Annotated in this window: 23 protein-coding genes and 2 pseudogenes; 14 read left to right on the top strand and 11 right to left on the bottom strand. The window is 44.9% G+C overall.

Annotated elements, in window-relative coordinates; translation table 11 throughout:
- Positions 1 to 25: 25 nt before the first annotated feature.
- From PLE7327_RS14400 to PLE7327_RS14385, 4 genes are all read right to left on the bottom strand, one after another.
- Positions 26 to 1,924, bottom strand: coding sequence for a hypothetical protein (locus PLE7327_RS14400; protein ID WP_015144540.1), 1,899 nt, complete (start codon positions 1,922 to 1,924; stop codon positions 26 to 28).
- 16 nt (positions 1,925 to 1,940) lie between these two features.
- Positions 1,941 to 2,789 carry a M28 family peptidase gene (locus PLE7327_RS14395; RefSeq protein ID WP_015144539.1) on the bottom strand — a complete coding sequence of 283 codons (849 nt, stop codon included), beginning with the start codon at positions 2,787 to 2,789 and terminating at the stop codon, positions 1,941 to 1,943.
- Positions 2,790 to 2,821: 32 nt separating this feature from the next.
- Positions 2,822 to 3,277: a hypothetical protein gene (locus PLE7327_RS14390; protein WP_015144538.1), complete on the bottom strand. Its 456-nt coding sequence runs from the start codon at positions 3,275 to 3,277 to the stop codon at positions 2,822 to 2,824.
- A gap of 63 nt (positions 3,278 to 3,340) precedes the next feature.
- Entirely contained in the window at positions 3,341 to 3,589 is a 249-nt protein-coding gene (locus tag PLE7327_RS14385; protein WP_015144537.1) for a hypothetical protein, read from the bottom strand.
- 345 nt (positions 3,590 to 3,934) lie between these two features.
- Between PLE7327_RS14385 and PLE7327_RS14380 the strand changes: the two genes are divergently transcribed.
- Both PLE7327_RS14380 and PLE7327_RS14375 read left to right on the top strand, forming a co-directional pair.
- Positions 3,935 to 4,189 carry a YlcI/YnfO family protein gene (locus PLE7327_RS14380; RefSeq protein ID WP_015144536.1) on the top strand — a complete coding sequence of 85 codons (255 nt, stop codon included), beginning with the start codon at positions 3,935 to 3,937 and terminating at the stop codon, positions 4,187 to 4,189.
- Positions 4,182 to 4,610 carry a type II toxin-antitoxin system VapC family toxin gene (locus tag PLE7327_RS14375; protein WP_015144535.1) on the top strand — a complete coding sequence of 143 codons (429 nt, stop codon included), beginning with the start codon at positions 4,182 to 4,184 and terminating at the stop codon, positions 4,608 to 4,610. The genes PLE7327_RS14380 and PLE7327_RS14375 overlap by 8 nt, the downstream gene beginning before the upstream one ends.
- A gap of 246 nt (positions 4,611 to 4,856) precedes the next feature.
- Here PLE7327_RS14375 and PLE7327_RS14370 read toward each other — a convergent pair whose 3' ends face one another.
- From PLE7327_RS14370 to PLE7327_RS24450, 3 genes are all read right to left on the bottom strand, one after another.
- A complete protein-coding gene (locus tag PLE7327_RS14370) occupies positions 4,857 to 5,870 on the bottom strand; it encodes a hypothetical protein (protein ID WP_015144534.1) in 1,014 nt (337 codons plus the stop codon).
- Positions 5,871 to 5,945: 75 nt separating this feature from the next.
- Complete coding sequence (locus PLE7327_RS24455; protein ID WP_015144533.1) at positions 5,946 to 6,236, bottom strand: hypothetical protein; 291 nt, start codon at positions 6,234 to 6,236, stop codon at positions 5,946 to 5,948.
- Positions 6,237 to 6,763: 527 nt separating this feature from the next.
- Positions 6,764 to 7,042 (bottom strand): hypothetical protein, encoded by a 279-nt coding sequence (locus tag PLE7327_RS24450; protein ID WP_015144531.1) that lies wholly within the window; start codon positions 7,040 to 7,042, stop codon positions 6,764 to 6,766.
- Between the two features lie 382 nt (positions 7,043 to 7,424).
- Here PLE7327_RS24450 and PLE7327_RS14365 point away from each other — a divergent pair, with 382 nt between their 5' ends.
- Together PLE7327_RS14365 and PLE7327_RS14360 are read left to right on the top strand one after the other, a co-directional pair.
- Complete coding sequence (locus PLE7327_RS14365; RefSeq protein ID WP_015144530.1) at positions 7,425 to 7,727, top strand: Mo-dependent nitrogenase C-terminal domain-containing protein; 303 nt, start codon at positions 7,425 to 7,427, stop codon at positions 7,725 to 7,727.
- Positions 7,728 to 7,927: 200 nt separating this feature from the next.
- Positions 7,928 to 9,658 (top strand): ShlB/FhaC/HecB family hemolysin secretion/activation protein, encoded by a 1,731-nt coding sequence (locus tag PLE7327_RS14360; RefSeq protein WP_015144529.1) that lies wholly within the window; start codon positions 7,928 to 7,930, stop codon positions 9,656 to 9,658.
- Positions 9,659 to 9,724: 66 nt separating this feature from the next.
- Here PLE7327_RS14360 and PLE7327_RS14355 read toward each other — a convergent pair whose 3' ends face one another.
- Entirely contained in the window at positions 9,725 to 10,192 is a 468-nt protein-coding gene (locus PLE7327_RS14355) for a type II toxin-antitoxin system VapC family toxin (protein ID WP_015144528.1), read from the bottom strand.
- Positions 10,189 to 10,434 carry a hypothetical protein gene (locus tag PLE7327_RS14350; RefSeq protein WP_015144527.1) on the bottom strand — a complete coding sequence of 82 codons (246 nt, stop codon included), beginning with the start codon at positions 10,432 to 10,434 and terminating at the stop codon, positions 10,189 to 10,191. The genes PLE7327_RS14355 and PLE7327_RS14350 overlap by 4 nt, the downstream gene beginning before the upstream one ends.
- Positions 10,435 to 10,622: 188 nt before the next feature.
- Here PLE7327_RS14350 and PLE7327_RS14345 point away from each other — a divergent pair, with 188 nt between their 5' ends.
- From PLE7327_RS14345 to PLE7327_RS14320, 6 genes are all read left to right on the top strand, one after another.
- On the top strand, positions 10,623 to 14,675 hold the full coding sequence (locus tag PLE7327_RS14345) for a filamentous hemagglutinin N-terminal domain-containing protein (RefSeq protein ID WP_015144526.1): 4,053 nt from the start codon (positions 10,623 to 10,625) through the stop codon (positions 14,673 to 14,675).
- Between the two features lie 22 nt (positions 14,676 to 14,697).
- Positions 14,698 to 14,958 (top strand): XisI protein, encoded by a 261-nt coding sequence (locus tag PLE7327_RS14340; protein WP_071880614.1) that lies wholly within the window; start codon positions 14,698 to 14,700, stop codon positions 14,956 to 14,958.
- A gap of 195 nt (positions 14,959 to 15,153) precedes the next feature.
- Positions 15,154 to 17,886, top strand: coding sequence for a CHAT domain-containing protein (locus PLE7327_RS14335; protein ID WP_051036538.1), 2,733 nt, complete (start codon positions 15,154 to 15,156; stop codon positions 17,884 to 17,886).
- A 125-nt stretch (positions 17,887 to 18,011) separates the two neighbouring features.
- Positions 18,012 to 19,004, top strand: coding sequence for a porphobilinogen synthase (gene hemB, locus PLE7327_RS14330; protein ID WP_015144524.1), 993 nt, complete (start codon positions 18,012 to 18,014; stop codon positions 19,002 to 19,004).
- Positions 19,005 to 19,240: 236 nt separating this feature from the next.
- A complete protein-coding gene (locus PLE7327_RS14325; protein WP_015144523.1) occupies positions 19,241 to 20,002 on the top strand; it encodes a DUF4198 domain-containing protein in 762 nt (253 codons plus the stop codon).
- A 166-nt stretch (positions 20,003 to 20,168) separates the two neighbouring features.
- Complete coding sequence (locus PLE7327_RS14320) at positions 20,169 to 20,672, top strand: DsrE family protein (RefSeq protein WP_015144522.1); 504 nt, start codon at positions 20,169 to 20,171, stop codon at positions 20,670 to 20,672.
- Positions 20,673 to 20,738: 66 nt separating this feature from the next.
- Here the strand turns inward: PLE7327_RS14320 and PLE7327_RS14315 are convergent, their stop codons facing one another.
- Positions 20,739 to 21,950, bottom strand: a complete 1,212-nt coding sequence (locus PLE7327_RS14315; protein WP_015144521.1) for an FAD/NAD(P)-binding protein — start codon at positions 21,948 to 21,950, stop codon at positions 20,739 to 20,741.
- Between the two features lie 547 nt (positions 21,951 to 22,497).
- Here PLE7327_RS14315 and PLE7327_RS26640 point away from each other — a divergent pair.
- The 3 genes and pseudogenes from PLE7327_RS26640 to cysS form a co-directional block, all read left to right on the top strand.
- Positions 22,498 to 22,617, top strand: a pseudogene (locus tag PLE7327_RS26640) (metallophosphatase); the annotation flags it as partial.
- Positions 22,618 to 22,701: 84 nt separating this feature from the next.
- Entirely contained in the window at positions 22,702 to 23,067 is a 366-nt protein-coding gene (locus PLE7327_RS25870; RefSeq protein WP_015144520.1) for a SaoD/DsrE family protein, read from the top strand.
- A 4-nt stretch (positions 23,068 to 23,071) separates the two neighbouring features.
- Positions 23,072 to 24,514: a cysteine--tRNA ligase gene (gene cysS / locus PLE7327_RS14305; protein ID WP_015144519.1), complete on the top strand. Its 1,443-nt coding sequence runs from the start codon at positions 23,072 to 23,074 to the stop codon at positions 24,512 to 24,514.
- 10 nt (positions 24,515 to 24,524) lie between these two features.
- Here the strand turns inward: cysS and PLE7327_RS25865 are convergent.
- Positions 24,525 to 24,629 (bottom strand): annotated as a pseudogene (locus tag PLE7327_RS25865) (short-chain dehydrogenase); the annotation flags it as partial.
- A gap of 385 nt (positions 24,630 to 25,014) precedes the next feature.
- Between PLE7327_RS25865 and PLE7327_RS14300 the strand changes: the two are divergent.
- Complete coding sequence (locus PLE7327_RS14300) at positions 25,015 to 26,079, top strand: IS110 family transposase (RefSeq protein ID WP_015144518.1); 1,065 nt, start codon at positions 25,015 to 25,017, stop codon at positions 26,077 to 26,079.
- The last annotated feature ends 1 nt before the right edge of the window (position 26,080 follow it).

The following is a 26,080-nucleotide window of genomic DNA, read 5'->3' as shown; positions in this document are numbered from 1 at the left end:
TTTACTGTTCTTAATTTTTGCTTTTTTACTGAATAAAACGACTAGCTTCATCAGCCTTTTTTTCGACTTCTGTACGTAGGTGTTTGAGAATTTGCGAGGTGATATTTTTCATAGCTTTATCATCACTACTAATCATTTCTCGTGTTTTGTTCGCAATTTCGTGCCGTTTAAGATCGAGACTCTCAATCTCCGTATCATTAACAGTGGTTCTTAGCAACTTTGGCATATTAATTTTCTTGATGCTCAGGTCAATAAATTTGTCAACCTCATCCTTGGCAAAGAAAGTGATAAAAGCGGCGATTATCGGACCACCTAAAGGTAATGCCCACACAATTACCCAAAAAATAATGTAACCAATGAATCTGACTAGTGGCTCTAGTGGAATAGGGAAAGGAAATTCTGGATCGAAAAAACTTTCTGAACGAAAAGGAATTTTAAGATCCATTGAACCTGTAGGTACATCATGCTTTCTACACAGAGGATCTATAAAAAATAAAAACTCCTTGCCAACCCCCTTATGCCACCACTCGTTACCGACTGAAGCTATAAGTTCTATTCCTTCAGATGTTTGCAACCACTGATTAGTTTGTTGCTTAATTTGTTTCTGAAGAACTTCAGTCGTCTCGAATTTTCCTTGCTTCCAATCAAATAGACCCGGAATAACAAATAGAGGAATAACTGTATCCATGAGCTTAGGTATAAGGATATCTAGAAACTCACTGCTGTGTTTTTCAATTAGCTCAGGCATTTCTTCATCAAAGACACGTTTGGTATTCTCACGGAAAGATTCGATTAGATATCGTCGCCTTCCCCATCGAGCTAATCCACTAGCAACTGAAAATTCTGGCTCTGGATCTTGTTGAAACTTGATTTCTGGGTTTTCTTGAAGAAATATTTGCTTAATGCTTTCTCTAATAAAACCCATACGAGAAGCTCCACCTGTAAGCAGTATGGCTCTTAGAGAATATCCCCGCGTGGTAATCTCATTTTTAGCTCTTTGAAGGAGATTTTGGAAAGTTTGAATCCATGAATATTGAGAATTAGCAAGCGGTTGGTGAATTAGTTGATTCATCAGCACGCCATTAACCAATGGCTCGAAAATTGTATTCCCAATCCGTCGATAGCCAACCGAAACATTGTCTTCAGCGAAATCATCTGGAGCATCAAAATATTTCTCTTTCGCTTGTCGGCAGAGGTATTTCATTATGGGCACTAGATTGGCATTTGCTTGAATCAAAGCAATGAGATTAGCTGCATCTTCATTTTGTTCTACTGAGTATTTGAAAATTTCTTCATCAAAGTAAGAAGCACCAAGGTCTTCCCCAAAATCTTTTAATGGCTCTTCTGAATTCCAACCATGAATAATCGTAAAATCCGTGGTAGAAGAGCCACAATCAATGACCAGCACAGCCCCGTCATCAAGATCCGCCTTGGTGAGAGTTTTTCCCTGCTGTTCCATGACATGGAGAAGAGCAGCACGGGACTCAGAAACAACTTCAGGCTTTGGAAATTGGGGATTACTGAAAAGCTCTTGATAAGATTCGCGTTCTTTTTGCTTCCACTCGGAGGGGCAACCGATGATAATAACTCTGTCATGCCATTGAGGCACTTGATTAGTTTCCTGGAGATGCTGAAGGGTTGAGTAATAATACTCTTGCATATTTTTTCTGTACTCAGGCTCTGAAGTTGCTCTTTTTTTGAAAGCAATACAGAGTTGATTCGGAGGCTCAACAACGCTATTAAAAGCTCGATCGCCTGTAGCAATTTTTCCATCGTCGCTGCGCTTAAATGCTGTGGTCTGAACCTTTTTATTATTAATCTCAAGGATTTCCAAGCGAGCAGAAGCGTGGGTTGGGATAGATGCAAGTGCGGTTTGCCCGTGTCCTAAGTCGAAACCAATAAAGTGAATATGTTTGACATCCATGTTTTTTCTCTCAATTTCATCTTATGTTTCTAATACCAGTAGCTAGACCCTTCAAAACGCCTGTTAAAAACTCAAAATCTACAGTATCGATGGTGTCACTTGGCTGATGGTAATGAGGATTTCGTAAATTGGCTGTGTCAGTGACCATAATGGCTGGATAGCCGTTGTCCCAAAAAGGAGCATGATCGCTTCTTCGAGTATCAGGAAGCAGCAAACCCCTTATCGCCACTGGAAGCCATTCACAAGGGATTCCTGTGTTTTTAATGTGGTAACTAATATGAATTAGGTCAAGTAAGGTAGGCAAATTGCCAATTAAGGCAATGAAATCACCTTTGCTAGGATAGAAAAAATTTAAGCCAGGAGGGTATTGTTGCGAACCGGGATTATGGTTGCAATAACCTAACATTTCTAAAGAAATGGTTAAACGTAAGGGCTGTTCTTGTCGTCGTAATTTGCTGGCATAGCAAAAACTACCTAGCAAATTGTATTCCTCAAGATCGAATGCCACCAACCTCAAAGGATAATGTCCTGGTTCAGCAGCAAAGATTCTTGCCAATTCCAACAATACAGCTACACCTGTAGCATTGTCGTCAGCACCAGGAGAACCAATAACCGCATCATAGTGTGCACCAATTAAAATCGGTGGTTTCTGAGTATTGGTATCATTGGGTAAATCGAGGATGAAATTTTGGTGGGTTTTACCCCGCACTTGAAATTCATGTACCTCTACTTCCCCCCATTGTGCTAACTCTTGACGAATATATTCTTGGACGTAAAAATGCCCACCATTGGCAAGATAGGGATCTCGTGGACGCGCAATTTCCTTGACGTGTGACTGCAAATTCTCTTGAAGCGGCTCAGACATAGTATTTCAACTCTCCATGTGCTTATCACTAATCAATCAGAAGACCAGCTCCTCAGAATATTAGCCAGTCCTCTTAATGATCCAACTAGCATCTCCCCGATTAAATCGTTGAGTTCTTCCCCTTGTGGAGTATTTTCTCTGCCTGTCAGCACGAAGTACGCCAGAGTTTCACAATTTAGTGAATAAAGATTGAATTTAAGATGGTTTAATTCGCTATTTTTCCACGCTGAGGATATTGCGTGCCACCTACTTTCAATTTCCGATTCAGAACTCATTCCTTCTATTAACTCAAATCTGACTTGTTCCCCTTGTTTAAATTCTTCAAGCGAACTAATTCTAATAATTATGGAATTGTCTTCTTCATTGAAGCCAAGGTCTAAAACCTCTTCGTATCTTTCATCGTAAACACCGACATGATTCCCAAATCTCAAAGGAGAACCCCTCTCAGCTAAAATTCGACGAGATATAAGCTTGAATCTATTACTCATGACAACTCCTTGTATAAACTACTCCTGGCTTTTCAGCCAGGAATTTCTCAAGTTTCTTAGAGGTTAATCCTCATTAGGCTTTTGGAAAGAACGAGGTAATAGGGAAGGAGATTTCGTATCTGCTTGAGCTTGTTTACGTCCTGCTTCGTATCCTTCTTGATAATCGCTGAGATTCTCAAAAAAACGATTACGAGGTCGGTCGTTATATCCGTCTTTAAAGCCTCTGGAGTAGTTCATCCGCTTTTCTGCCTCGTCGGCTAGGTAGTTTGCTCCATTAGCGATTCTATCCGCTACTTTTTTGACTATATCCATCTCAGTACTCCTGTAGTCTGATTCGCTTAAAGATATCTCTCACGCGATCGCACCTATGCAGAATTGACTGATAAGAGTTTGCCAACTATTTCCTAAATGCACAGTCTTTAAAAACTTCAACCTCTCGGAGGCGGAGCTTCTCAAGTTATGGAGTCGCACCCAGCGCGATCGCCTTGCCCCTGAACTGACGGATCTGGAAACGCAATAGAACAGTGTACCGAATACAATTTTCTCTCCAACGTCTCAGGCGAGATTCAAGCGCGATTAGAGAGGCGGAGCGAACCATTGCTATCGCAAAAAGGTTACAATAAATGATATCACAATTAAGTTACTAGATAGATCGATATGGAACGTGAAGCCGTTACCATCCGCTTTCCTGCCAAGTTAGTCTGTCAAGCCAAACAGCTAAAATATGGTGGGGAATCCTTCAATGAGCTAGTGGTAGAAGCAGTAGAGCGAGAGGTGAAACGGAGGCGTGCACTCTCAGCCCATGAGAGCATTGTGGCTAGGCGGGCTGAAATTAAGGCGAAAACTGGCGTACAGCCAGATGCTACCGCACTGATTCGCGCTCTTAGAAAAGGAGAAGGGCGGCGTGAATAGAGTTTTCTGTCTAGATACCAGCGTTTTAGTGTCCTACCTCGTCCCAGACGAACACGAACCCCAGGCAGATACTCTGGTATTAGAAGCCGTTTCAGGGGCTGCCCGTTTAGTGGCTCCCGCCTTTGCTTGGGCAGAAATCGGGTCTGTCTTGCGAAAAAAAATCAGGATGGATTTGCTGACGGCAGAGCAAGCGCAAGGCTGTTATGAGGACTTTTGTAATTTCCCCATAGACTACATCAATGAGGAGTCGGTTAGAATGAGATCCTGGGAACTTGCACAGCAGTATCAACTCCCAACCCTCTATGATGCTTCCTTTCTAGCAGTTGCCGAAAGCGAATCTGCCCAATTTTGGACAATCGATCGGGTTTTACTCGATCGACTCTCTCCCCGACCCGCTTACGTGCATGAACTAGGAGAATAGATGGCGATCGCGCTTGTCTCATCGGCTTTAGTAAACAGTCCTGCTTTCTTACCTGATGCGGTAGTTCCGATGATCTAAATAGATGTCCTCCATTTGCTGGCATTCTTGCCACGAGTAATGCAGCGACTTGAGATGTTCTAGTCCTAAGAGGTATTCGTCGATCGATTTCTTTCTCCCTCAAAGATGCTTTTATTAGGATAGATCGACGCACTCAAGACAGATAAATTGGATTGGATTATTCTCGATCTAGGGGCTTCCTTCGAGCTTAATTACATTAACCTGGGAAAGTTCATCGCCTTCTGGAATGGGAAAGAATGCTCTACTACGCTTGCGACTACGCCTAATCCTGGGATTGTACTCAACCTGTGGAAGCCCTAGATTAGAAGGTCTAACTTCAATTCCGTCTGAGTCATAGTATTTAATATAAAAACTACTGTCAGAATAAAACACCTCACGTCTAGCTGTAACAATGAAAGTAATGGCAGTAACTAGCTTGCCACTGTTTGGCATTTCTTTTTTTTCTACATCGATCCTCTCGATTTGGAAATAGTATGGCATTTCTCCCCAATCAACGGGAATTTGTTTCCCTCTCCATACTAGGTATCCATTAACATAGGCTGGAAGCTCGTCTGATTGAGTCCGAACAGGAGTTTCAATGGGTTGAACTGTCGGTCGATCTCCAGTCGAAAATGGCTCGGATATCTCTGATTCGGGAGAAGGAAGCCCATCCGCTCCTTCTTCTGTTGATTCATTTGGATTAGTTGTTGGTAAAGGTGTAGAAATTGATGTTGGATTTTTATCTCGTTCAAAAAAGTCAAAATTATGACTAAGCCACCAAATACCGCCGCCAATAATGCTAGTAGTAATTAATAAGGCTAGCATCATAATTCCTGTTTCATTCTTCTCCATTTTTTCCTCATTATTTTGATTGGATAAAAATGCTCGATCGCAAGCAGAAATAAAAGTTTTACGGGCAGCGCGATCGCTGCCATACTGAGCAAGGATTATCTTGTCTTGCATCAGCACAATGGAATCTATTTTCCCCGAAAAATAGTTGACAAACCAACGGATTTCTACAAGAGAATCATCCAAGATAAATGAGTGCGAGCCATAACCTAAAAAGATTAGTTTATTTAAAATTTCAATTCCATCGACAATGACTCTGAATTTATCTTGAAAAAAGCCACCTGTGTTTTTGATTTCAATGACGTGAGGTCGAGTAAGTGTTATTTGCCAAATCGCCTCAAGATCGCTATACATAAATCATCAATTCCCCTGCGATTGGAACATGCTTTAATGACAGTTTTGTAGCCAAATCAATAGTTGGTAGCGTCATCATAAACACGCGGCTGGGGTTCGTAACCAATCTTCACAGGGCGTAGTCGTACCAACACCACCCTCCATTTGATTTCTTTGTTCCACGCATTGGTTGTAATATCGTTGGCGGATTGCTGCTTCTTCCTCACAAATCTCCTCCTTTTTTGACACTGGATTAGATATCCTTTCCCCGCCTCTTTCTGGAGGAAAAACAGGTGATTGTTCGGCTCGATCGCAACTGACTAATGCGCCCATTAATACTGTTGCACAAGCAACTAGGATTGTTGGTGAATTGCTTTTAGCGAACATAATTCCAGTTGCACTCCATATTTAGGAATCTGTTACAAATTTACTGGTACCAGCGATCGTATTTCTGCATTCAATACAGTCTCGAATCAGATATTTATCTTTCGTTCATTTCAGAATTAAATTGAGATTTACACGCTAAAATTTGTTCAAAGCTTGAAGGCGTATTTAAGGGATTCCGACTTGAACCGTACATACATTCTTCAAACCTGTCATATGCCGCGAATGGATCGGAGTTAGAATGCGATTGTGATGCGGATTTGTGCGTAAATGGGATGGTTAGCGTACCGATTATCATCGCTGCACAGACGATTGGGAATACTGGTGAAGAATCATTTTTATTCAGCATAGTTTCACTGAACCTCCATTATTTAATTTCTGTTATGGAAATAGAAATCTTTAAGCTAATGCATCTGAAATGCATCTGAACCTAAAATAGGCAGCGTTGCTGGTTGGCAGCCTGCAAACAATCTGTAAGCAATTCGTAGTATGCCGGATTATCTTCCCTGCCAGCAACGCCCGATGATTGTCTAGCTACAACTGTTTGGAGTTCCTCGATAGATTACAGTTCCATTTGGGTTAGTAACCTCGCCAGTCGATGTCCAGCAGTAGCCGTCATCAGTATAGAAGCCAGCTAACAGTAAGCTTTCGGATGCTTCACCAACCGCGCGATCGACCATCCCTAACTCAACAGCGGGTGGCGTTGGGTTAGTTGGGGATGTTTGCAGGAATGGGGATGCATCTTCTGAGAAGGGGGATGCAGCAGTTAGGAATCCAACAGTTACGCCTGTTAATAGGAAATTAGTCATGATAGTTATCTCCTTGTAATTAGATAGACAATTTTTTCAGTTGGCTCAGTTTTTATAACTGAAGCCTGGATTCGAGCTAACGTATATCTGAGGCGATCGCACCTATGCAGTTTTTTAAGTCTTAACCGGATTAACCCATTCGGAACCCATCAATGGTTTTCTTGCTGCTAAGTCAACCCTGATAAGTTAGACTCGCTTAAAGATATCTCTCACGCGATCGCACCTACGCAGAATTGACTGATAAGAGTTTTACGATCTGTTTCTTGAATGTGTGGCGCTTTTCAAGTCATGAAGTCGCACCCAGCGCGAGGACATTAGACTGCATAAGAGTAATTTGGTCAGACATAGGTTTGAGTGAAGGTTACTTGAGGAGATTTAACCTATGACTACCTTAAATCAAACCAGTTTTGGGATCGATCTGCTACAACCAATGCGTCTGTGGCTAGAGAATGTAGAGATTCATAACCCCAAGTTGGCTCGGTTGTTGTGCAAAATCATTCCTGCTCAGTGTCCTTTTGAACGGGATATCAAACTTTTTGGTCACTCTATCTTTCACATTCCACCGTTATGCAAGCTGAATCCTCTTTACGAGCAAGTGATTGGTCTTCGCTTTAAGTGTTTGTCTTATCTTGCAGATCGATGCGGCGAAGATGTAACGCTCTACTATCAACAGCAAGGCAGTTAAAAGTCTTAAAAGAAATATTTGAAGGGTCGATCGGATACTGTTTAATGGTTTAGAAATTAACAGGCGATCGCTCTGTTTGACAAAAGAATTTTTAGGGCTTATCTCATGATAAAAAGAAGATACTCTCTTTTAAGACTTTAATAAATTCAGTGTTATGTAAGATCTTTCAGAAAAATCGGTCGATCGTACCAGTTTTCCTAATGGTTGTGGCGAGTACCGTTCAAGCAGCAGCCTACCCTGCCAATGTCTCTAGCCCCGATTGGAAATCCATAAAAACTTACCAGTCATCTCTAACCGACAACGGATATTTATCTCAACTTCCCAACCCAATTCCTCCCAGACCCCCCGAACCGCCAATAGAACAGCCAACAAAACCCGAAAAGCCCCGCCTCGAAACTCCACCCCCACAGCTAACGCCTTCACCGCTTGAGGAAATTCCTGGCAAGATTCGGGTTGAACGATTTGAGTTCGTCGGCAATACCGCATTCAACGATGAAGAATTAAGCAAAGAAGTTGCCCAGTTTACCGGAAGAGAAATAACTTTTGCGGAACTAATCCAGGCAGAAGAAGCCGTGACCAATCTATACGTTAAGAATGGTTACATCAATTCCGGTGCGATCGTCGAAGCAGGTCAAGCTTTCCTCCCAGAAAAAGCAGTAGTGACAATTGCGATTATTGAAGGAGGCATCGAAGATATCCAAATCACGGGGACTAGACGGCTGAACCCCGACTACGTGCGCGATCGCTTGGCAGTTGCCACCTCTAAGCCCCTCAATCAAAATCGCCTGCTGGAAGCGCTGCAACTATTGCAACTCGACCCACTGATTGAAAGCATTTCGGCTGAATTATCGCCTGGGGTGCGTCCAGATTCGAGTTTACTTGAAGTTCAAGTCGCAGAGGCAGATTATTTTACCCTTGCACCCTTTGCCGATAACGGACGCAATCCCAGTGTAGGCAGTTTCCGACGAGGCGTTCGCCTCACGGTAGGAAATTTAGCAGGCTTTGGGGATGGTCTCGATGCCAGTCTCTCCAATACGGATGGAAGTACTGCCTTAGATCTCAGCTATACCATTCCCATCAATCCTTATAACGGTACGATTAGACTGGCAGGGGGATTGAGCGACAATGAAGTAATCGATCGCCAGTTTGAGCGTTTAGACATTACTGGAGACTATCACTACTACGAACTAACGCTGCGCCAGCCGTTGTTCCAATCTCCTAGCGAAGAATTTGCCTTGGGGTTGACCCTATCTCGACAGGAAAGCCAAAACTTTATTTTGGGCGAGGGCTTTCCTCTTTCTCCAGGGGCTAACAACCAGGGAGAAATTCGCATCTCAGCAATTCGGTTTTTCCAAGACTGGGTTAAGCGCAATCCGCAAGACGTGTTTGCTCTTCGCTCCCAATTTAGTCTAGGCGTTGGGGCATTTGGTGCGACGGTCAATGGCGAAGGACTTCCCGATAGCCGTTTCTTGGCTTGGCGAGGGCAAGGACAGTACGTGCGATCGCTGGCACCGGACACTTTGTTAGTCGTTCGTTCCGATCTCCAGCTTGCAACCGACCCTCTTTTAACACTAGAGCAAATTTCTATTGGAGGCTTGGGAACTGTCCGAGGCTATCGGCAGGATTTACTGCTGACAGATAATGGCTTTCTAGCCAGCGTTGAAGCGCGACTGCCTATTATGCGAGTATCGGAAGTAGAAGGAGTGTTGCAGATCGTGCCGTTTGTGGATTTTGGGGTTGGTTGGAATAATGGCGATTTTCCCGACCCAGACCCGAATGCACTCGTGGGTGTCGGTCTTGGTTTGCAGTGGCAAATGGGGGACGATTTCAGCGCCCGTTTGGATTGGGGGATTCCTCTAGTTGATGTGGATGTAGACAAAAAGGCTTGGAACGACAACGGGCTGTATTTTAGTCTCGATTTGAAGCTTTAAAAAATTAAAAATTTTTATAGAATCAATTTAGGAATAAAGTCTTGCGCCATGAGGCGATCGCGATCGCTAAAAGCGAATTTCTTGCCAAGTCTGAGCCATGACAAAGCGACTCAAATGTTTAACATTAGTGGTAGCAACAATAAGATTTTGTCCAGGATATTCAGCTTGAAGAATCTGGCAAGTTGCGGCAATAATAACATCAGCATCGATATTTTTGGAATCGGCGGTAGGCTGTCCTTGTCGGCGGCTTTCTGCCCACAACTGAGCGGCTTTTCTCCAAACTTCTTGAGTGACTGGAAGAAAGTCAACTAAGGATTCAAGCTCATTAAGATTCTTAATGCCTTGTTGAGAAGAAGGGGCAAAAGGAGTTACAAGTATTCCTCTTCTGACCTCGTAATCGCAGAGATCGGAACTAACAATCTGGACACCTCTAACAATTAACTGATAAAGCCATTGTTGACAGTTGATGACTTCCTGTTTTTCATTAGGAGAAGAAATAATTCCTAAAACTCCAGTATCTAAAAAAACAATCATTCTTCCGAGAAAAGTTTATGACCTGTTGGTCTAAAACTATCAATCGTCGCTTTAAGTTCTTCTAAATATTCATGATTCACTTGCACTTCTTCTTCGGTCAGATTTTCGGCTTCTTCTATTTTTTGTTTTAGCCATTCCATCAGAGGTTTGTTCTTTTCTATTTGTTCTTCTACTGTTTGGCCATAGTGTCGCATATAAGAGGCAAAAGAGTGTTGATTTTCAGCGGCAATCGGTTCAGTCATAATCGTTATAAAAAGCCAATGCAATACAGATTCCCCTTGATTCTAGCGGGAAAAGTGTGGAGGGCGATCGCCCTCATTCTCTAGCGTTAAGCGACAAAAGCTAAAAAAAGATTAAAAAATTAACGCTTTGGCACAAAATATGAGACGAAATTGATAAACTCAATCGCTTCTCCTGGTCTCCAAGCGCAATGCCTCAGAAATTATCGTTTCTTTTAGTTGTTTCTCTAGTAGCTCTTGGCAGTTTTCCCTTCTGCGCGACCGCCACAGCACAAATTACGCCCGATCGCACCCTTGGGGCAGAAAGTTCTACACTTAGACAGGATACGATTAAAGGAATTAACAGCGACGTAATTGAAGGAGGAGCGACTAGGGGAGCAAATCTGTTTCACAGTTTTCAAGAATTTAATATCTCTGAAGGAAGGGGCGCTTATTTTGCCAACCCAGTAGCCATTGAAAACATTCTTACTCGCGTTACGGGTAGCAATCCCTCTAATATTCTGGGAACTCTAGGTGTTTTAGGCAATGCGAATCTATTCCTGATTAATCCCAATGGGATTCTTTTTGGAGCTAACGCTCGCTTAGATTTGCGGGGTTCTTTTGTGGCTTCGACAGCCGATAGTCTTTTATTTGATAATGGCTTTGAGTTTAGCGCCGCTAATCCCCAAGCGCCACCCTTGTTGACGGTGAATATTCCTATTGGCTTGCGATTTAGGGAGAAGGCGGGGAGTATTGGCGTGCAAGGCTCTAGCCTGGAAGTACAGCTAGAGAAAACGTTAGCCCTAGTAGGCGGCGATGTGAGCTTGGATGGGGGGCTTTTGCTGGCTCCGGGTGGGCAAGTAGAATTGGGGGGACTAACCGGAATGGGGATAGTAGGGCTGAATGGTGACGGTAGCCTGAGTTTTCCTGATGGTATAGCGCGAGCAGATATATCACTCACCAATGGAGCTTTTGTTAATGTAACCGCTGGGAGTGGCGGTAGTATTGCGATCGATGCCCAAGATATAGATGTTTTGGGAGGCAGTGTCCTCCTTACTGGGATAGGGGCTGGTTTGGGGGCAGTTGGCAGTCAGGCGGGAGATATTACACTCAATGCTACAGGGACAACGACAGTTGCAAATAACAGCTTTATCCTGAACTATGCAGACTCTGGGACTCTGGGCAATGCAGGAGACGTGACTATCGAGACTGGACGCTTGAGTGTCAGCGATGGGTCTCAAGTAGCGGCTCTTACTTTTGGTAAAGGGGATGCGGGAAATCTAACAGTCCGTGCTTCTGAAGTGGAACTGATTGGTACCTCAGCAGATAAACGGTTCTCCAGCGGCTTATTTACTCAGACTCAAGGCACCGGAGCCGCTGGAAATATAACGATTGACACAGGAAAGTTGATTGTCCGGGATGGAGCAGTGGTATCATCTAATACTTTTAGCGAAGGTCTTGGGGGAACTTTAACTGTGACTGCCTCTGAGTCGGTGGAACTGAGGGGAACAAAAGCAGATGGTCTGCTTAGTGGTTTGTTTTCTGGTACCTCTGATGCTGGAACTGCTGGAGACTTGACGATTACAACCAAGCGGTTGAGTGTCAGCGGCGATGGTGCCCGCGTGTTGGATTCTACTTCTGGTGCAGGCGATGCTGGAAATTTGACGATTGCAACTGAGACGCTGATTATCCAGGATGGGGGACAGGTACTGACAGTCACTACTGGCAAGGGGAAGGCAGGGAACGTGACCGCGATCGCCTCTGAGTCGGTGGAACTGAGGGGAAATGCACCAGATAGTCGGTTCCCCACCCTTTTGGGTGCTCAAGTCGCGAAAGAAGGTGAGGGAAATGCGGGCGACATGACTATCGAAACGGGACGGTTAACCATCAGAGATGGTGCGCAAGTAAATAATTCTACTTTTGGTATAGGAGATGCTGGAAATCTAATAATTCGCGCTTCTGAGGTGGAAGTGATTGGAGAATCAGCAGATGGTCGGTTTGACAGCGGCATACATGCTCAAGTCGAAATAGGGGCTGAGGGAAATGCAAAAGATATACTCATTGAAGCAAGACGATTAACCCTCAGAGATGGTGGGCAAGTGTCGGCTGCTACTTTTGGCATAGGGAATGGCGGAAACTTAACTGTTCGTGCTTCTGAAGTAGAGCTAATTGGCACCGCAACGGTTGGTCGATTTCCCAGTCTTTTGCGAGTTCAAGTCGAGCCAGGAGGCAAGGGAAATTCGGGAAACTTGGCTATTGAAACGGAACGGTTGAGCGTCTGGGATGGTGGACAAGTATCAGCTGCTACTTTTGGCATGGGGAATGGCGGAAACTTAACTGTTCGTGCTTCTGAAGTGGAAGTTATAGGTGCTTCAGCATTTGGCTCGCCTAGTCTCTTAACTACTGCTGTCAGACGAGGAGCCATTGGAGATGCCGGAGACTTGAGGATTGAAACCGGAAGGTTGCTCGTCCGGGATGGTGGGGGGATATCGACTGCCACATTTGGTCGTGGGAATGCTGGTAATCTCGTCATTCAAGCTCGCGATACAGTCTTGGTCGATGGTAGTAAAGGTGTTGAAGCTGGAAACTTTGGTGAAAACAATTTAGGTGTCACGGTGGAAAAAGGAGCTATAGGTAATGGGGGTGACCTGATAATTGAGGCAGGCTCGCTTTTGACCACTAATGGTGCTCGATTGAGTGCCAGCACTGCTGGAGAAGGCAACTCAGGCAATATAATTATTCGATCCCGCGATACTGTCTCCTTCGATGAAAGTTTTGCCTTTAGTGCGGTCGATCCCGGAGCTGTGGGCAATGGCGGAAATATTGATATCCAGACGACCTCACTCTCTGTTACGAACGGCTCCCGACTAGTTGCTGCCACATTTGGTCGTGGAGATGCTGGTAATGTGCTTATCCGCTCCCGCGATACCGTCTCTTTTGATGGAGAAGGGAGGAGCGACTCTATCAGATTTACTAGTGGTGCTTTTAGCAATGTGCGATCTGAGGCCATAGGCAATGGTGGAAATGTTGATATCCAGACAGGGTCGCTCTCAGTTACGAATGGTGCTGAGCTGGCTGCTACCACATTTAGTCGTGGGAATGCTGGTAATGTCCGGGTAAGGGCAGCTGAAAATGTATTTCTCTCCAACAACAGCTCGATTTCCACTGCCATAAGAACTGAAGGCGTTGCCATTCAACCAAGCAACATTGACATTCACACAAGACAGATCTCTTTAAGCAACGGCTCCCAAATCACCGCCAGTACAGAAGGACAAGGAGATGCGGGCAAAATTACCATCACTGCTAATACCTTTGAAGCCACAGGCGGCAGCCGAATTCAGACCAATACCGCTAGCAGTGGAAAAGCCGGAGAAATTACTCTCAATCTTCGAGATCGTCTTAACCTAAGCGCCAGCGCTATCGAAGCCAGTACCGCTCCTGAATCCACAGGTCAAGGCGGTAATATTTTTATCGATCCCAACCAAGTTAATCTCACTAACGGGGCAAAAATCAGCGTCAATAGCCAAGGACAGGGTAATGGCGGGAGCATCTTCCTCAGCGCAGACAACCTCACCCTCAACAACCGCTCGGAAATTTCTGCAGCTACCGCTAGCGGGGAGGGCGGCAACATAACCCTAAACGTTTCAGATATCCTACGCCTGCGCAATAATAGTTCTATCTCGACAACCGCAGGCGGGACGGGAAATGGGGGCAATATCGGCATCAATACCGACTTCCTGGTCGCCAAAGATAATAGTGATATCACTGCCAATGCCTTTGCTGGTAGGGGAGGCAACATTAGTATTACAGCTCAAGGAATCTTCCTCACTCCCGACAGTCAAATTACCGCTAGTTCTGAACTAGGCGTTGAGGGAGTCGTAGAAATCAATACCCCTGAGACCGAACCCAGCCGAGGATTAGTTGACTTACCGGAAACGGTCGTCGATCCCAACCAACTCATTGCCCAGAACGCCTGTAAAAAGGGAGCGCAAAGCGAATTTACCATCACGGGGCGAGGCGGTTTGCCCTCGACTCCCGAACAAGTTCAAACCAGCGATGAAGTGGGAGTCAGTTTAGTCGAACCAGCAGAAGAGTCGGCAGCCACTGTTACTTCACCGTCTATCTCGACTGCTGCCAAAGAGATCGTACCAGCCCAAGGGTGGGTGCGCAACGAAAAAGGCGAAGTGGTTCTCGTTGCCTACAACCCGGCTAGGACAGGAATTCAACGTCAGGAGCGAAATCCAGCCACCTGCCCGCCGCGCTGACAACCTTCTTTCAACTCAGTAATTGTTTGTAATACTGAAGTTTATTGTCGATCGAAACAACAGCCATTATCGTTTAATAACGATGGGATGGGAAGGAAAAAGAAGAGTACACAGCTGTCTCGTTCATCTTGAAATAATCGACGACAAAATTTGGATACAACGCGATGGAACAGAAGATGGCATCGCCAACGACCTTGTAGCAGCAGGAATTCCCAAAAACCAAATTATTCTTGCCTTTCATCCTCCTGAAATCAGGCAACATACAGAATATGCTGTTACCTAACTCAAAACTCAAAGATATCGAGAAAAATTTGCCTTGAATTAATTCGTTTCTCAAAGAATTAATTCGTTTCTCAAAAAGACAATTATCTTTAACAGAAATGAGTTTTTTGATTGACAAGGGATAGAAAAAGTGTTAAGAAAAAGGCCAAGATTTGGCGAGAAATTACAGCAACTTTTGGCAAGTAGGAACTGGTTTTTGGCAGTCAAAAGGCTCTACAAAAAGCGATCGCTCGTTCTCGCCGTCTTGTTATTTGTCCTCTCGATCGCAGTTCCTCCAGTAGTTGCCCAGGTTTCTCTTTCAACCCCGATTGTCCAGACTCAATCCGATGCTCCATCCCTGGTTAACCAAGGCAAGCAACTCTATAACTCAAGACAGTTTGAGGAAGCAGCACAAGTTTGGCAACAGGCGGCAGATGCTTTTGCCGCCCAAGGGAATCGCCTCAATCAAGTGATGGCTTTCAGTAATCTCTCCCTAACTTATCAGCAACTGGGCAACTGGGAGAGGGCGAAAAAAGCGATCGCCAATAGCCTCAACATTTTACAAACTTTAGAAAAGACCCAAGAACAACAGCGCATCCTCGCCCAAACCCTCGATATTCAAGGACAGCTACAACAGAAGATCGGGCGATCGCAAGCTGCCCTAGAGACTTGGCAACAAGCTGCCGATCTCTATGCAAACATTGGCAATAAAAACGGCGAAGCGATAAGCCAGATTAACCAAGCTCAGGCGATGCAAGATTTGGGACTTTATCCGAGAGCTTGCAAGACTTTACTGAAAGCTTTAGATCTCGACGAGCGAGAATGCCAGATATCAGACAGGCAGATTGAGGCTCTCAAACAAAACCTGCTTGAAGCTCAACCTAGCGAGATCCGAGAAGCTAGAGCGAGGGGATGGCGCAGTTTAGGCAATGTCCTCCGCGTCATTGGCAGTCTGGAACAGTCGCAAAAAGTTTTGCTCTCAAGTCTAGAAGTCGCCCAAAGTTGGAACTCGCCTCAGGACGAGAGTAAAGCTTGGCTTAATTTAGGCAATACCGAGCGAGCGTTAGCAAAAAGAGCAGAAGAGTTACAAGACACAAAACAGGCTAGCACTTACGCTGAAAACGCCTTAGCGAACTATCAAAAAGCCGCCGCCTTACCTACCATTAAAATTCGCGCTCAACTCAATCAACTGGAGCTATTGATAGAGAAGGCACGATGGCAAGAGGCACAAGAGTTATCGTCCCAAGTCCAGGAGTTGCTTGCCGAGTTCCCCGTCAGTCGGGGGGCTATTTACGTCAAGATTAACTTGGCTAGGAATCTAGTTTGTCTTATCCAGAAGGATCCCTATTGCCTGAGACAGCAAGAATCGGAAGAGCGGTCTTCATCTTCTCCTTTAGACGAGCAATCCTACTTAGAAGTCACCCAGCTATTACAAACTGCGGTTGAAGAGGCTAAAAAACTCGACGATAAGCGATCGCAGTCCTATGCTGTCGGAATTTTGGGTCGGCTGTACGAGAATCTCGCAGAAAGAGATAAGGCTCAAGAGTATACAGAGCAAGCTTTAAAAGAAGCATGGCAGAGTCAGGCATCAGATCTGATCTATCAGTGGCAATGGCAGTTAGGACGCTTACTCGCAGCTCAGGAAAAGCTCCAAGAGGCGATCGCAGCTTACCGCCAAGCCGTTAAAACTTTGCAATCCTTACGCAACGACCTTGTTGCCATCAATCCAGAAATTCAGTTTACCTTTCGCGAAAGCGTAGAACCCGTCTATCGGGAGTACGTGGGATTGCTTTTGCAACCTCAAGAGACTGCCCAAGCTAGTCAGGAGAATTTAAAGCAAGCCCGTGAAGCGATTGATTCCCTTCAGTTAGCAGAATTAGAGAATTTCTTTCAGCTTATCTGTCTCGATGCCCAGCCAGTCGTAATTGACCAAGTCACTGACAAAGATGACCCGACAGCAGCAATTATCTATCCAATTCTTTTGACAGACCGATTTGAGATAATTCTCAAATTGCCCCAGCAGCCAGCCCTACGCCACTATACGACACCGATCGGCGATCGCCAAAAAGTCGAAAGGATTCTAGAGCGCTTGGCTCAATCGCTGACACAGCGGAACAGCCAAGAAACTTTACCCCTTGCCCAACAGGTATACGACTGGCTGCTTCGCGATGCCTCCAAAGACTTGACCAGCAACGTCAAAACCTTGGTGTTCGTACTGGATAGTCCCTTACGGAATATCCCAATGGCCGTTCTCCACGATGGACAAAAGTATCTCGTAGAAAAGTATGGCATTGCCCTAACCCCAGGCTTGCAACTGCTAGATCCCCAACCTTTAGAACGGGGAGAGTTAAGAGCGCTAGCTGCCGGACTGACTGAAGCGCGCGGGCGCTTCCCCGCACTAAAATACGTCGCCGATGAACTCGCTCAAGTTCGGTATCGGGTATCTAGTAGCGTGGAACTTTTCAATCGGGAGTTTACAAACGCAGCTTTTCAAAACCAAATTAACGCCCTTCCTTTCCCTGTCGTCCACCTGGCGACTCACGGACAGTTTAGTTCTCAAGCTGAAGCGACGTTCATTCTCACCTGGGATGGACAGCTCGATGTTAACCAGCTCAATGACTTACTACGCTCCCGCGATCCCAGTAGGACTGGTCCGATTGAATTACTTGTCCTTAGTGCTTGCGAGACATTGACTGGAGACAAAAGAGCCGCTTTGGGACTGGCTGGAGTTGCCGTGCGAGCTGGGGCGCGCAGTACGCTTGCCACCTTATGGAGTGTCAATGATGAAGCCACTGCCTTCCTGATGGGTCAGTTCTATGAAGCTCTGAAAAATCCTACCGTGACTAAAGCAGAAGCACTTCGTCGCGCCCAACTGACTCTTTTGGGGAATTCCAAGTTCGATCGCCCGCATTTCTGGGCACCCTACGTTCTTGTGGGTAATTGGCTGTAGTAAGTGGCAGTTACGGCACAATGAGTTATTGCGGTTGGGCGATCGCGCTCTACGAAACTGGATTTTTTATAAAAACGATTATCATTATAATAAAATCATTCCAATCGTTCTCTACAGGAATATTGATGTCTTCATTTAACCTTCCCTCTCTTCTACATCGTCCGCGTCGCCTGCGTCGCACTGAAGCTATCCGTTGCCTGGTAAGGGAAAATCAACTAACGGTCAACGACCTTATCTATCCCGCTTTTGTCATGGAAGGAGAGAAAATCAAACAAGAAATCCCTTCCATGCCAGACTGCTACCGCTACTCCCTCGATTTACTGCTCAAAGAAGTGACTGATGCTTATAATTTAGGCATCAACGCGATCGCGCTTTTTCCCCTCATTGCAGAAGAAAAAAAGGACAACGCAGGCACGGAAAGCTATAATCCCGATGGCTTGGTACAGCGAACGGTAAAAGCCATTAAGCAAGAAGTCCCCAATCTCGTTGTCATTACCGATGTTGCCCTCGATCCTTTCTCATCCTACGGTCACGATGGTATTGTCCGAGACGGGAAAATCCTCAATGATGAAACGGTGGAAGTGCTAGTGAAAATGGCACTCTCCCAAGCAGAAGCGGGAGCCGATTTTGTCGCCCCTTCCGATATGATGGATGGCAGAGTGGGAGCCATTCGCAAAGCATTAGATGCAGAAGGATTTATTAATGTCGGAATTTTAGCGTACTCTGTCAAATACGCTTCTGGTTACTACGGGCCATTCCGCGATGCTTTAGAGTCTGCCCCAAAATTTGGCGATAAAAAAACCTATCAAATGGATGCCGCTAATAGTAGGGAAGCGATTAAGGAAGTGGCACTCGATATTGCCGAAGGTGCAGATATCGTGATGGTGAAACCAGCTTTAGCTTATCTAGATATCATTCACCGCCTGCGCGACTATACCAATTTACCCGTAGCTGCCTACAATGTCAGTGGCGAGTATGCGATGATTAAAGCGGCTGCTCAATATGGCTGGATAGATGAGAAAAAAGTCATTTTAGAAACGCTTACCAGTATGAAACGAGCAGGAGCCGATCTCATTTTGACGTATTTTGCGAAAGAAGTGGCATTGATGTTGCGTTGAATATTTGCGTGCGGTCAGCAGTTATTTTTAAATTGAATGCTGCTGTGATGGTCAGCGATTTCGTTTTAATTAAATAACGAAGCCAGAAAAGATAGAGATCAGAAATTATTCAACCTTGTTGGTTTAATTCTGCCTACCTACTTAATCTCGACTTTAAAGTTATTATGCCCCCAGACGAGATTGATATTTTGTAGCAAAAATCTATCATGATTTCTAGTTGCTAGAAAATTAGAAAGATGATTGTAAAAAACTTGAAAAGACTCAGCTTAACAGTAGCTTGTTTGCCTTTTCTCATCGGTCAACCAGTTTTAGCTCATGTGATTTGGTTTGATTATAACGATGGCAATTATGAATTAGTATTCGGTCATCCAGAAGAGGGAACAGAGCCCTTAACTCCCAGCAAATTTAGAAAGGCTACGGCTTACGATCTAAGTAGAGAAATTGTCCCAAGTAACACTTCTGTAGAAGGCGATCGCTTGTTCGTGGTTCCAAAAGGAGAAGTCGCTGCCTTAACAGCCACCTATGACAACGGTTTTTGGATTGAATATCCAGACGGCAGCTATGAAAATCTTTCGCCAGAACAGGCAGAGGCAATTAATTACGAAAATGTGACTAATTATCTCAAGTTTACAAAAGCTCTCTATAGCTGGTCTGATGAAGTAGCAACGCCTTTCGGTCTTCCGCTTGAGATTATGCCTCTAACAAATCCTTTTGCAGTAAGAGTGGGAGAAAGTTTGCCTATTCGGGTTTTGTATCAGGGAAACGCGATCGCTAATCCAACAGTAGAATATCTAGGACAAGAACTCACCATCGATGCCAGTGGGATTGCTTTGGTTCCCATCGGTGAAGGAGGATTGCAAGTTATTGAAGCAAGTTATGACAATCCGACAGCCAATAATCCTGGGATATCCTATGCGACCACCCTGACCGCGCAAACCATTTCCGTTCCCGAACCCTCTTTTTTGCTATCTTTTGGTGTAATTGGTCTAAGGCACTAAAACGCGATCGGAGCTAGTGTCTTTTGTGACGGGAAGTTGCATCCAGAAGTTCGCATCTTGCCATTCATCCCGAATAAGTTTGACAAGCTGTCTTTTAACAAGCGCTACTCTAATACTTTAGGTATAAGGGATTTTGATGTGACATTTGGCGGTACAGATAACACCAATGAAAATACTTAGGCTTGCTAGTGGGACAATCGTTCTCTTCGGAACAGTCTTATGTTCGCCGTCATGGTTATTGACTTCCGCTTACGCTCAACAGACACCCGTTAACGAAACGTCTTTAGCCGCTTCCCCAGCTACGGAACAAACGATTATCGTTCACCTCAATCATGGTACAGACGATCTCCACGCAGCCTTTATGGCGCTGAAAGTGGCTCACGGTTTAGAGAAAAAAGGGGCGCAGGTGATGTTACTGTTGACGATGGAAGGGGTTAGAATTGCTGATGCTCGACAGCCTCAAAACCTGGGTTGGGGAGATTCTCCTATGACCCTGGCAGAAATTTACGATGAATTCGTCAAAGCTGGCAGCAAAATCATGGTTTGTCCGCTTTGTGCCCAAGCAATTGGGTTAGATGAGAAGTCGCTGCGTCCAGGGGCGCAATTTGCCTCCGATCCTAACGATATTCCCAGTTTGATTTTGATGGCTGATAGAATCCTCGATTTTTAAGGATCGAAGCAATAGCAAAGGAAATTAAGCGCAATCGCGCTTGTGTAGATCGCAGATAAGTCATTTCTACGATGACAGCGCGATACTTGCTTTGGTAAGCGCCCGAACAATGCGATCGCTTGCCATTCTCCCTCCCGACAGATTTCTGGCAACTGGCCCCACTTGCAAAGCTGCTAAAGCACCCATGAGAAAAAATTCACTCCCTGGCAAACGTAAATATTCGTCGAGGACGGGTAAACCGTTGACAATTTCTGTCGGATAAGCGGCTAAAACGTCTTTGAGAAGGGGGTTTTGTTGGCAATCAAATTTAGTGCCCGTAGCCAACCAAATTCTGTCACACTCATAAACATCGCCATTGGCACATTTTACCAACCAATGCGAGTCCTGCCAGATTGTCTGAACTATCTCGCAACGTTCGTTGAGAGTAATTTTTTCTTCCCGCGATAAGCGCCTCAAGTGTAACATAATTGCTGGAGTCATCGATCCGCCGTTGCGTGCTTGTTGAATCAACTCCCATCGCCTGTACCAGTTAGATTCTGCTGCAAATCCCTTCAAATATTTTGGCCCCAACCAACCAGGATCGGCATCGAATAGCTTTTCTTGCCAGGTTCTGCGTGCCGTTAAAAGAACCTTAGCATTTTGCGCGATCGCACCCATTGCTAAATGTCCGCTAGTCAAACCGCCACCGATAATTAAAATCTTCTCTCCAGCTAGGTGCAAAGATCGCAGATCGATTTGCGAAGAATGGCACAATCTTTCTGATGGATAGGGAGAGGGAATTCGATTGACCCACTCAGGAAGCTGAGGAATCCCCTTTCCCGTTGCTAAAACGACTCGACGCGCAATTATCGATTCTCCTGCCGCTAAAATTAATTGAAACCGATGTTTCTGAGGCAGAATCTCGACTACTTTTTCTGGATAGATGCAATTTTCCAATTGCCATCGGCGAATTACTTCCGCGCAAAAATCCTCAAATAACTGCGTTCCTGGTAAATCGTAGGGAGGAAACAGTTCGTGAGGGCGATGTTCGGCAAACGTTCTTAAGGCATGGGGATTGGGATCGGGATGGTGAACCGCAGGCGATCGCAAATGAGGGATTTTCTGAGCAGCAAATTGATGTCGCCATTGATTCAACCAAGTTCCACTGGGATCGAATACCAAAAACCGATTCCTGAATTTAGCCCGTTTTTGCAGTAGATGAGTTACCAAAGTTAGTGCTTGCGGCCCCGCACCCACAATTGCTAGATCGATGTAGGTAGGTAACGATATCTTCTTCATAGAAATCTTTAATGGCTTTTCTTCTTCGTCTGACTTATACTACTTTTAAAAAAGAACGCTACAGATGCTTAATGAAAAAACCTTACACTCAGAGCTGCTGACTAATTGCGAACCGACGCGTACGCGGGAGCGATCCCCCGGACAGTAATGATTGTTCTCGACTTGTCCCCCTGATAGGGGGATAGCGAAGATTCTTTGAGCATCGATGAGAATTGTTAATCGACAATGATAATCATTATTATAAAAAACCAACAAAACGGCAGCAGCGTGACAAGCTAATCGCTTAAATATGAGCAATTTTAAGTGGAGGGGTTAAATTGCTTTGGCAATCGATTTCTCGCGAGACGGTTCAATGGTTGTGAAGTCTGGATTTCGGTTTTTTTTGAACTCGATTGCCTGGTTGGCTGACAAATCTTTGTCCCTCATCCCTAAATCCCTTCTCCCACAAGGGGCGAAGGGACTTCAGTCCAAAGTCTTAAGTTGAAAGCTCCTCTCTCGCTCTGGGAGAGGCGTTGGGGTGAGGGCGATTTGAGTTTTGCCACTCAACCAGCTCGATTGCTTGTTAATTCATGGCAGTAGTATTAGTGTCAACGACGAACTCACTCCCCAAACCCCACCTTGGCAAGTATTAGATCGACTTCAGCGTTTTGGTGCAAATAACTTTTTTTTGCTAAACTCGCCCGTACAAACAATATGGTTGTTTAACCGGATTTATTATAATAATGATTATCATTCTAATAAATCGATAACTATGAAAGTTGCTTATATCTTTAGTACGTCAGGACATACAGCTAGTTACAAACTAGGTCAAATGATTTTGCCTCAACTAGAAGAAAATAACCACGGTGCAGAAGTGGTGGGAATGTTTTTCTTCGACGATAATACTTATCTTTTAAGAAAGGGAGACTCCATGGGAGAGCGTTTGGCTAAACTAGCTAAAGCTTCTGGGATGTTACTGATGTTGTGCGATCGCTGTGCTTTAGAAAGAGGTCTTGCTCAAGGAGAACCAGGAAATTGTACGCCTCAAAATACAGTAGAAGGAGTGCAAGTAGGTTGTTTTCCCGACCTCTACCAAGCTTTAGACAGTAATAGCCCAGATTACATAATCACATTATAAAAAAATGGCTCTTAAAATCTACAATACCCAAACCCGTCGTCTCGAACCATTTATTCCTCTTGAACCAGGAAAAGTGACTATGTATTGCTGTGGCGTGACTGTCTATGATTATTGCCATTTAGGTCATGCCCGTTCCTATATTGTTTGGGATATGGTACGTCGCTATCTGCAATGGCGGGGATATGAAGTAACCTACGTGCAGAACTTTACCGATATTGATGATAAGATTCTCAAGCGCGCCCAACAGGAAGGGGTTTCTATGGCGGATATCTCGGAACGTTTTATCAAAGCTTACTTTGAAGATATCCGTCCCTTAAATGTCATGGATGCAGATGAATATCCCCGCGTCACCGATAATATCTCTGGGATTCAACAATTAATTCAGATCTTGCTAGATAAAAACTATGCCTATGTTGTGGATGGAGACGCTTACTTCAATGTCCAAGCTTTTACAGAATATGGCAAACTCTCTGGACGTACTCAGTCAATGATGCAAGCGGGGGCTAGTGGTAGAGTAGCAGTTAGCGATTCTGCAAATAGCAGTAAAAAACATCCTTCAGATTTTGCCCTCTGGAAAAGTGCCAAACTAGGAGAACCTGCTTGGGATTCTCCTTGGGGAAAAGGTCGTCCTGGATGGCATATCGAATGTTCGGCGATGGTTAGGGCATTGTTAGGAGAAACCATCGATATTCATGGCGGTGGAAGCGATTTGGTCTTTCCCCATCATGAAAATGAAATTGCCCAGTCGGAGGCTGCCAATGGTAAACCCCTGGCTAAATACTGGCTGCATAATGGCATGGTAACGGTGAATGGCGAGAAGATGTCCAAGTCTTTGGGTAACTTTACGACCATTCGCGAGTTATTAAATCGTCCCCTCGATCCGATGGTAATTAGATTATTTGTTTTACAGGCACATTACCGCAAACCATTAGATTTTACTGAAGAGGCTATTATCTCAGCAACCAATGGTTGGCAAACTTTACAGCAAGGTTTACTCTTTGGGGAAAAATATGGCAATAAATTAGGTTGGAAGAAAAACCAAGAACTCGATTCTACTGTCATAGAACAATTTAAAGCAGCAATGGACGATGATTTTAACTCTCCTGGGGGATTAGCTGTTTTGTTTGAACTAGCTAAAAATCTACGTCGGGAAGGAAATCTTTTCACCCATGAAGGTAAAACCGATACTGGTATCGAAGAATTACAACAGCAATGGCAAACTTTAGTTCATTTGGCAGGGGTTTTAGGTTTAGAGGCTAAATCTGAAGTCAACTTAGAAGATACTCATAACTTCGACGAAGCAGAAATTACCAGACTGATTCAACAACGAAATGAAGCGAGAAAAGTAAAAGATTATGCCAAAAGCGATCGCCTTAGGGAACAATTACAACAAATGGGAATTACTCTAATTGACCGTCCTAATGGTGAAACCAGTATTGTTCATTGAGATAATCCAACTAAATTTTTCCTGCATTATTAACCAATACATCTAGCCAGCCATGATGCGACAGAACCTCAGAAATCAAATGGCGAGATTGGTTTTGGTCGGAGAAATCAGCCTGAAAGTAAGATACACCAGGATTCGGTCACAATCTTGCACTTCTCATTTTCCTTTGAGTTTAATTCTGCCTAACGATTAAGCTCACCCGCCGCCAATACCCCTTGGCTCTCAGCAAATAACTTTTATCTGGTCGGATGCAGCGACTTTATGGGAGGACGGGACTGAGGCAAAAGATATAAACTCAGTTTCAAGACTGGGGGGCAGGGTGGGAGACGACTATGCATCGGGCGACATTGAATGTCTACTAACATATCGACTCGCCCCACCCTGTGCTTCTCTCAATAACGAACCCTCAGAGGACGGTGCGGCTACACCTTCCATAATCTTTTCGCTTTGAGCAGAAGCATTCCCAGTTGCATCACCAACTGTAGTTCGAGAATAATACTATGAATCAGGATGCATATGCTGCTTACATCAGCATTGATTGGTCTGACCGTAAACACGACATCTATCTTTACGACTGTGCCACTGGTGCAGCAGAAGAATCTGTAATTGGCTCACAACCAGATGCTATCCAAGCCTGGGTAGAGGGATTACGAAAGCGCTATGGGAACACTCCACTGGCTGTGTGTCTGGAGCAGAAACGCGGATCCCTCATTTATGCCCTATGTCAGTACGAAAACCTTGTCCTTTATCCGATTAACCCTCGCACAGTTTCCAATTACCGGAAAGCCTTTCAATCCTCTCGTGCTAAGTCAGACCCCATCGATGCTCGGATTTTAGTGGAGTTGCTGCGGAAGCATCAAGACAAGATTCCAGCATGGCAACCAGAGAGTAGCCAGATGCGAGCATTACGGCAGTGGGTCGAGTCTAGACGAATGCTGGTGGGCGAGAAGGTACGATTAACCAACCGCATCACCTCGGCGCTCAAGAACTACTACCCACAAGTGCTTGATTGGTTGGAGGACAAAGACACGCAGGTATTTTGTGAGTTTCTGGAGCGTTATCCCAGTCTCAAGGCAGCTCAAGCGGCAACCGTAGCAGAGTTAACCCAGTTTTTTCGGGTTCATCACGTGATTCGTCGCAGTGCCATTACTCGTCGGATTGAACAAATTGCTGCCTCTGGCATTCCGTTAACGGAAGGCCCAGGCATTGTCGAACCCATGCAATGGCTAGTGCCAACCTCGATCGGTCAGTTGAAGCCTTTACTCCTGCGCTTAACGGAACTGACACTGACACTCAAGTTCGATCGCTGCTTCACGGCACTTCCTGATGCAGACTGGTTTGCAGCCCTTCCCGGTGCTGGAGAGCATCTGGCTCCTCGACTGCTAGCAGCTTTTGGTGAAGGCAGGTCGCGTTTTAACAGTGCTCAACAAATGATGTGCTACTTCGGCATTGCCCCTGTTAGAGAGAGTAGCGGTAAAAAGAATTGGGTGCCTTGGCGATGGAGTTGTCCCATCTTCTTGCGACAGACCTTTGTGGAGTGGGCCAATCAGAGCCGTCATCATTGAT

Source organism: Pleurocapsa sp. PCC 7327 (genome assembly GCF_000317025.1).
Taxonomy (GTDB): domain Bacteria; phylum Cyanobacteriota; class Cyanobacteriia; order Cyanobacteriales; family Microcystaceae; genus Hydrococcus.
This window is presented reverse-complemented; position numbering and strand designations above follow the sequence as displayed.

Coding starts and splice junctions, on each gene's coding strand:
- PLE7327_RS14400 (WP_015144540.1), bottom strand. CDS start 1,924: ATGGATGTCAAACATATTCACTTTATTGGTTTCGACTTAGGACACGGG.
- PLE7327_RS14395 (WP_015144539.1), bottom strand. CDS start 2,789: ATGTCTGAGCCGCTTCAAGAGAATTTGCAGTCACACGTCAAGGAAATT.
- PLE7327_RS14390 (WP_015144538.1), bottom strand. CDS start 3,277: ATGAGTAATAGATTCAAGCTTATATCTCGTCGAATTTTAGCTGAGAGG.
- PLE7327_RS14385 (WP_015144537.1), bottom strand. CDS start 3,589: ATGGATATAGTCAAAAAAGTAGCGGATAGAATCGCTAATGGAGCAAAC.
- PLE7327_RS14380 (WP_015144536.1), top strand. CDS start 3,935: ATGGAACGTGAAGCCGTTACCATCCGCTTTCCTGCCAAGTTAGTCTGT.
- PLE7327_RS14370 (WP_015144534.1), bottom strand. CDS start 5,870: ATGTATAGCGATCTTGAGGCGATTTGGCAAATAACACTTACTCGACCT.
- PLE7327_RS24455 (WP_015144533.1), bottom strand. CDS start 6,236: ATGTTCGCTAAAAGCAATTCACCAACAATCCTAGTTGCTTGTGCAACA.
- PLE7327_RS24450 (WP_015144531.1), bottom strand. CDS start 7,042: ATGACTAATTTCCTATTAACAGGCGTAACTGTTGGATTCCTAACTGCT.
- PLE7327_RS14365 (WP_015144530.1), top strand. CDS start 7,425: ATGACTACCTTAAATCAAACCAGTTTTGGGATCGATCTGCTACAACCA.
- PLE7327_RS14360 (WP_015144529.1), top strand. CDS start 7,928: ATGGTTGTGGCGAGTACCGTTCAAGCAGCAGCCTACCCTGCCAATGTC.
- PLE7327_RS14355 (WP_015144528.1), bottom strand. CDS start 10,192: ATGATTGTTTTTTTAGATACTGGAGTTTTAGGAATTATTTCTTCTCCT.
- PLE7327_RS14350 (WP_015144527.1), bottom strand. CDS start 10,434: ATGACTGAACCGATTGCCGCTGAAAATCAACACTCTTTTGCCTCTTAT.
- PLE7327_RS14345 (WP_015144526.1), top strand. CDS start 10,623: ATGCCTCAGAAATTATCGTTTCTTTTAGTTGTTTCTCTAGTAGCTCTT.
- hemB (WP_015144524.1), top strand. CDS start 18,012: ATGTCTTCATTTAACCTTCCCTCTCTTCTACATCGTCCGCGTCGCCTG.
- PLE7327_RS14325 (WP_015144523.1), top strand. CDS start 19,241: ATGATTGTAAAAAACTTGAAAAGACTCAGCTTAACAGTAGCTTGTTTG.
- PLE7327_RS14320 (WP_015144522.1), top strand. CDS start 20,169: ATGAAAATACTTAGGCTTGCTAGTGGGACAATCGTTCTCTTCGGAACA.
- PLE7327_RS14315 (WP_015144521.1), bottom strand. CDS start 21,950: ATGAAGAAGATATCGTTACCTACCTACATCGATCTAGCAATTGTGGGT.
- PLE7327_RS25870 (WP_015144520.1), top strand. CDS start 22,702: ATGAAAGTTGCTTATATCTTTAGTACGTCAGGACATACAGCTAGTTAC.
- cysS (WP_015144519.1), top strand. CDS start 23,072: ATGGCTCTTAAAATCTACAATACCCAAACCCGTCGTCTCGAACCATTT.
- PLE7327_RS14300 (WP_015144518.1), top strand. CDS start 25,015: ATGAATCAGGATGCATATGCTGCTTACATCAGCATTGATTGGTCTGAC.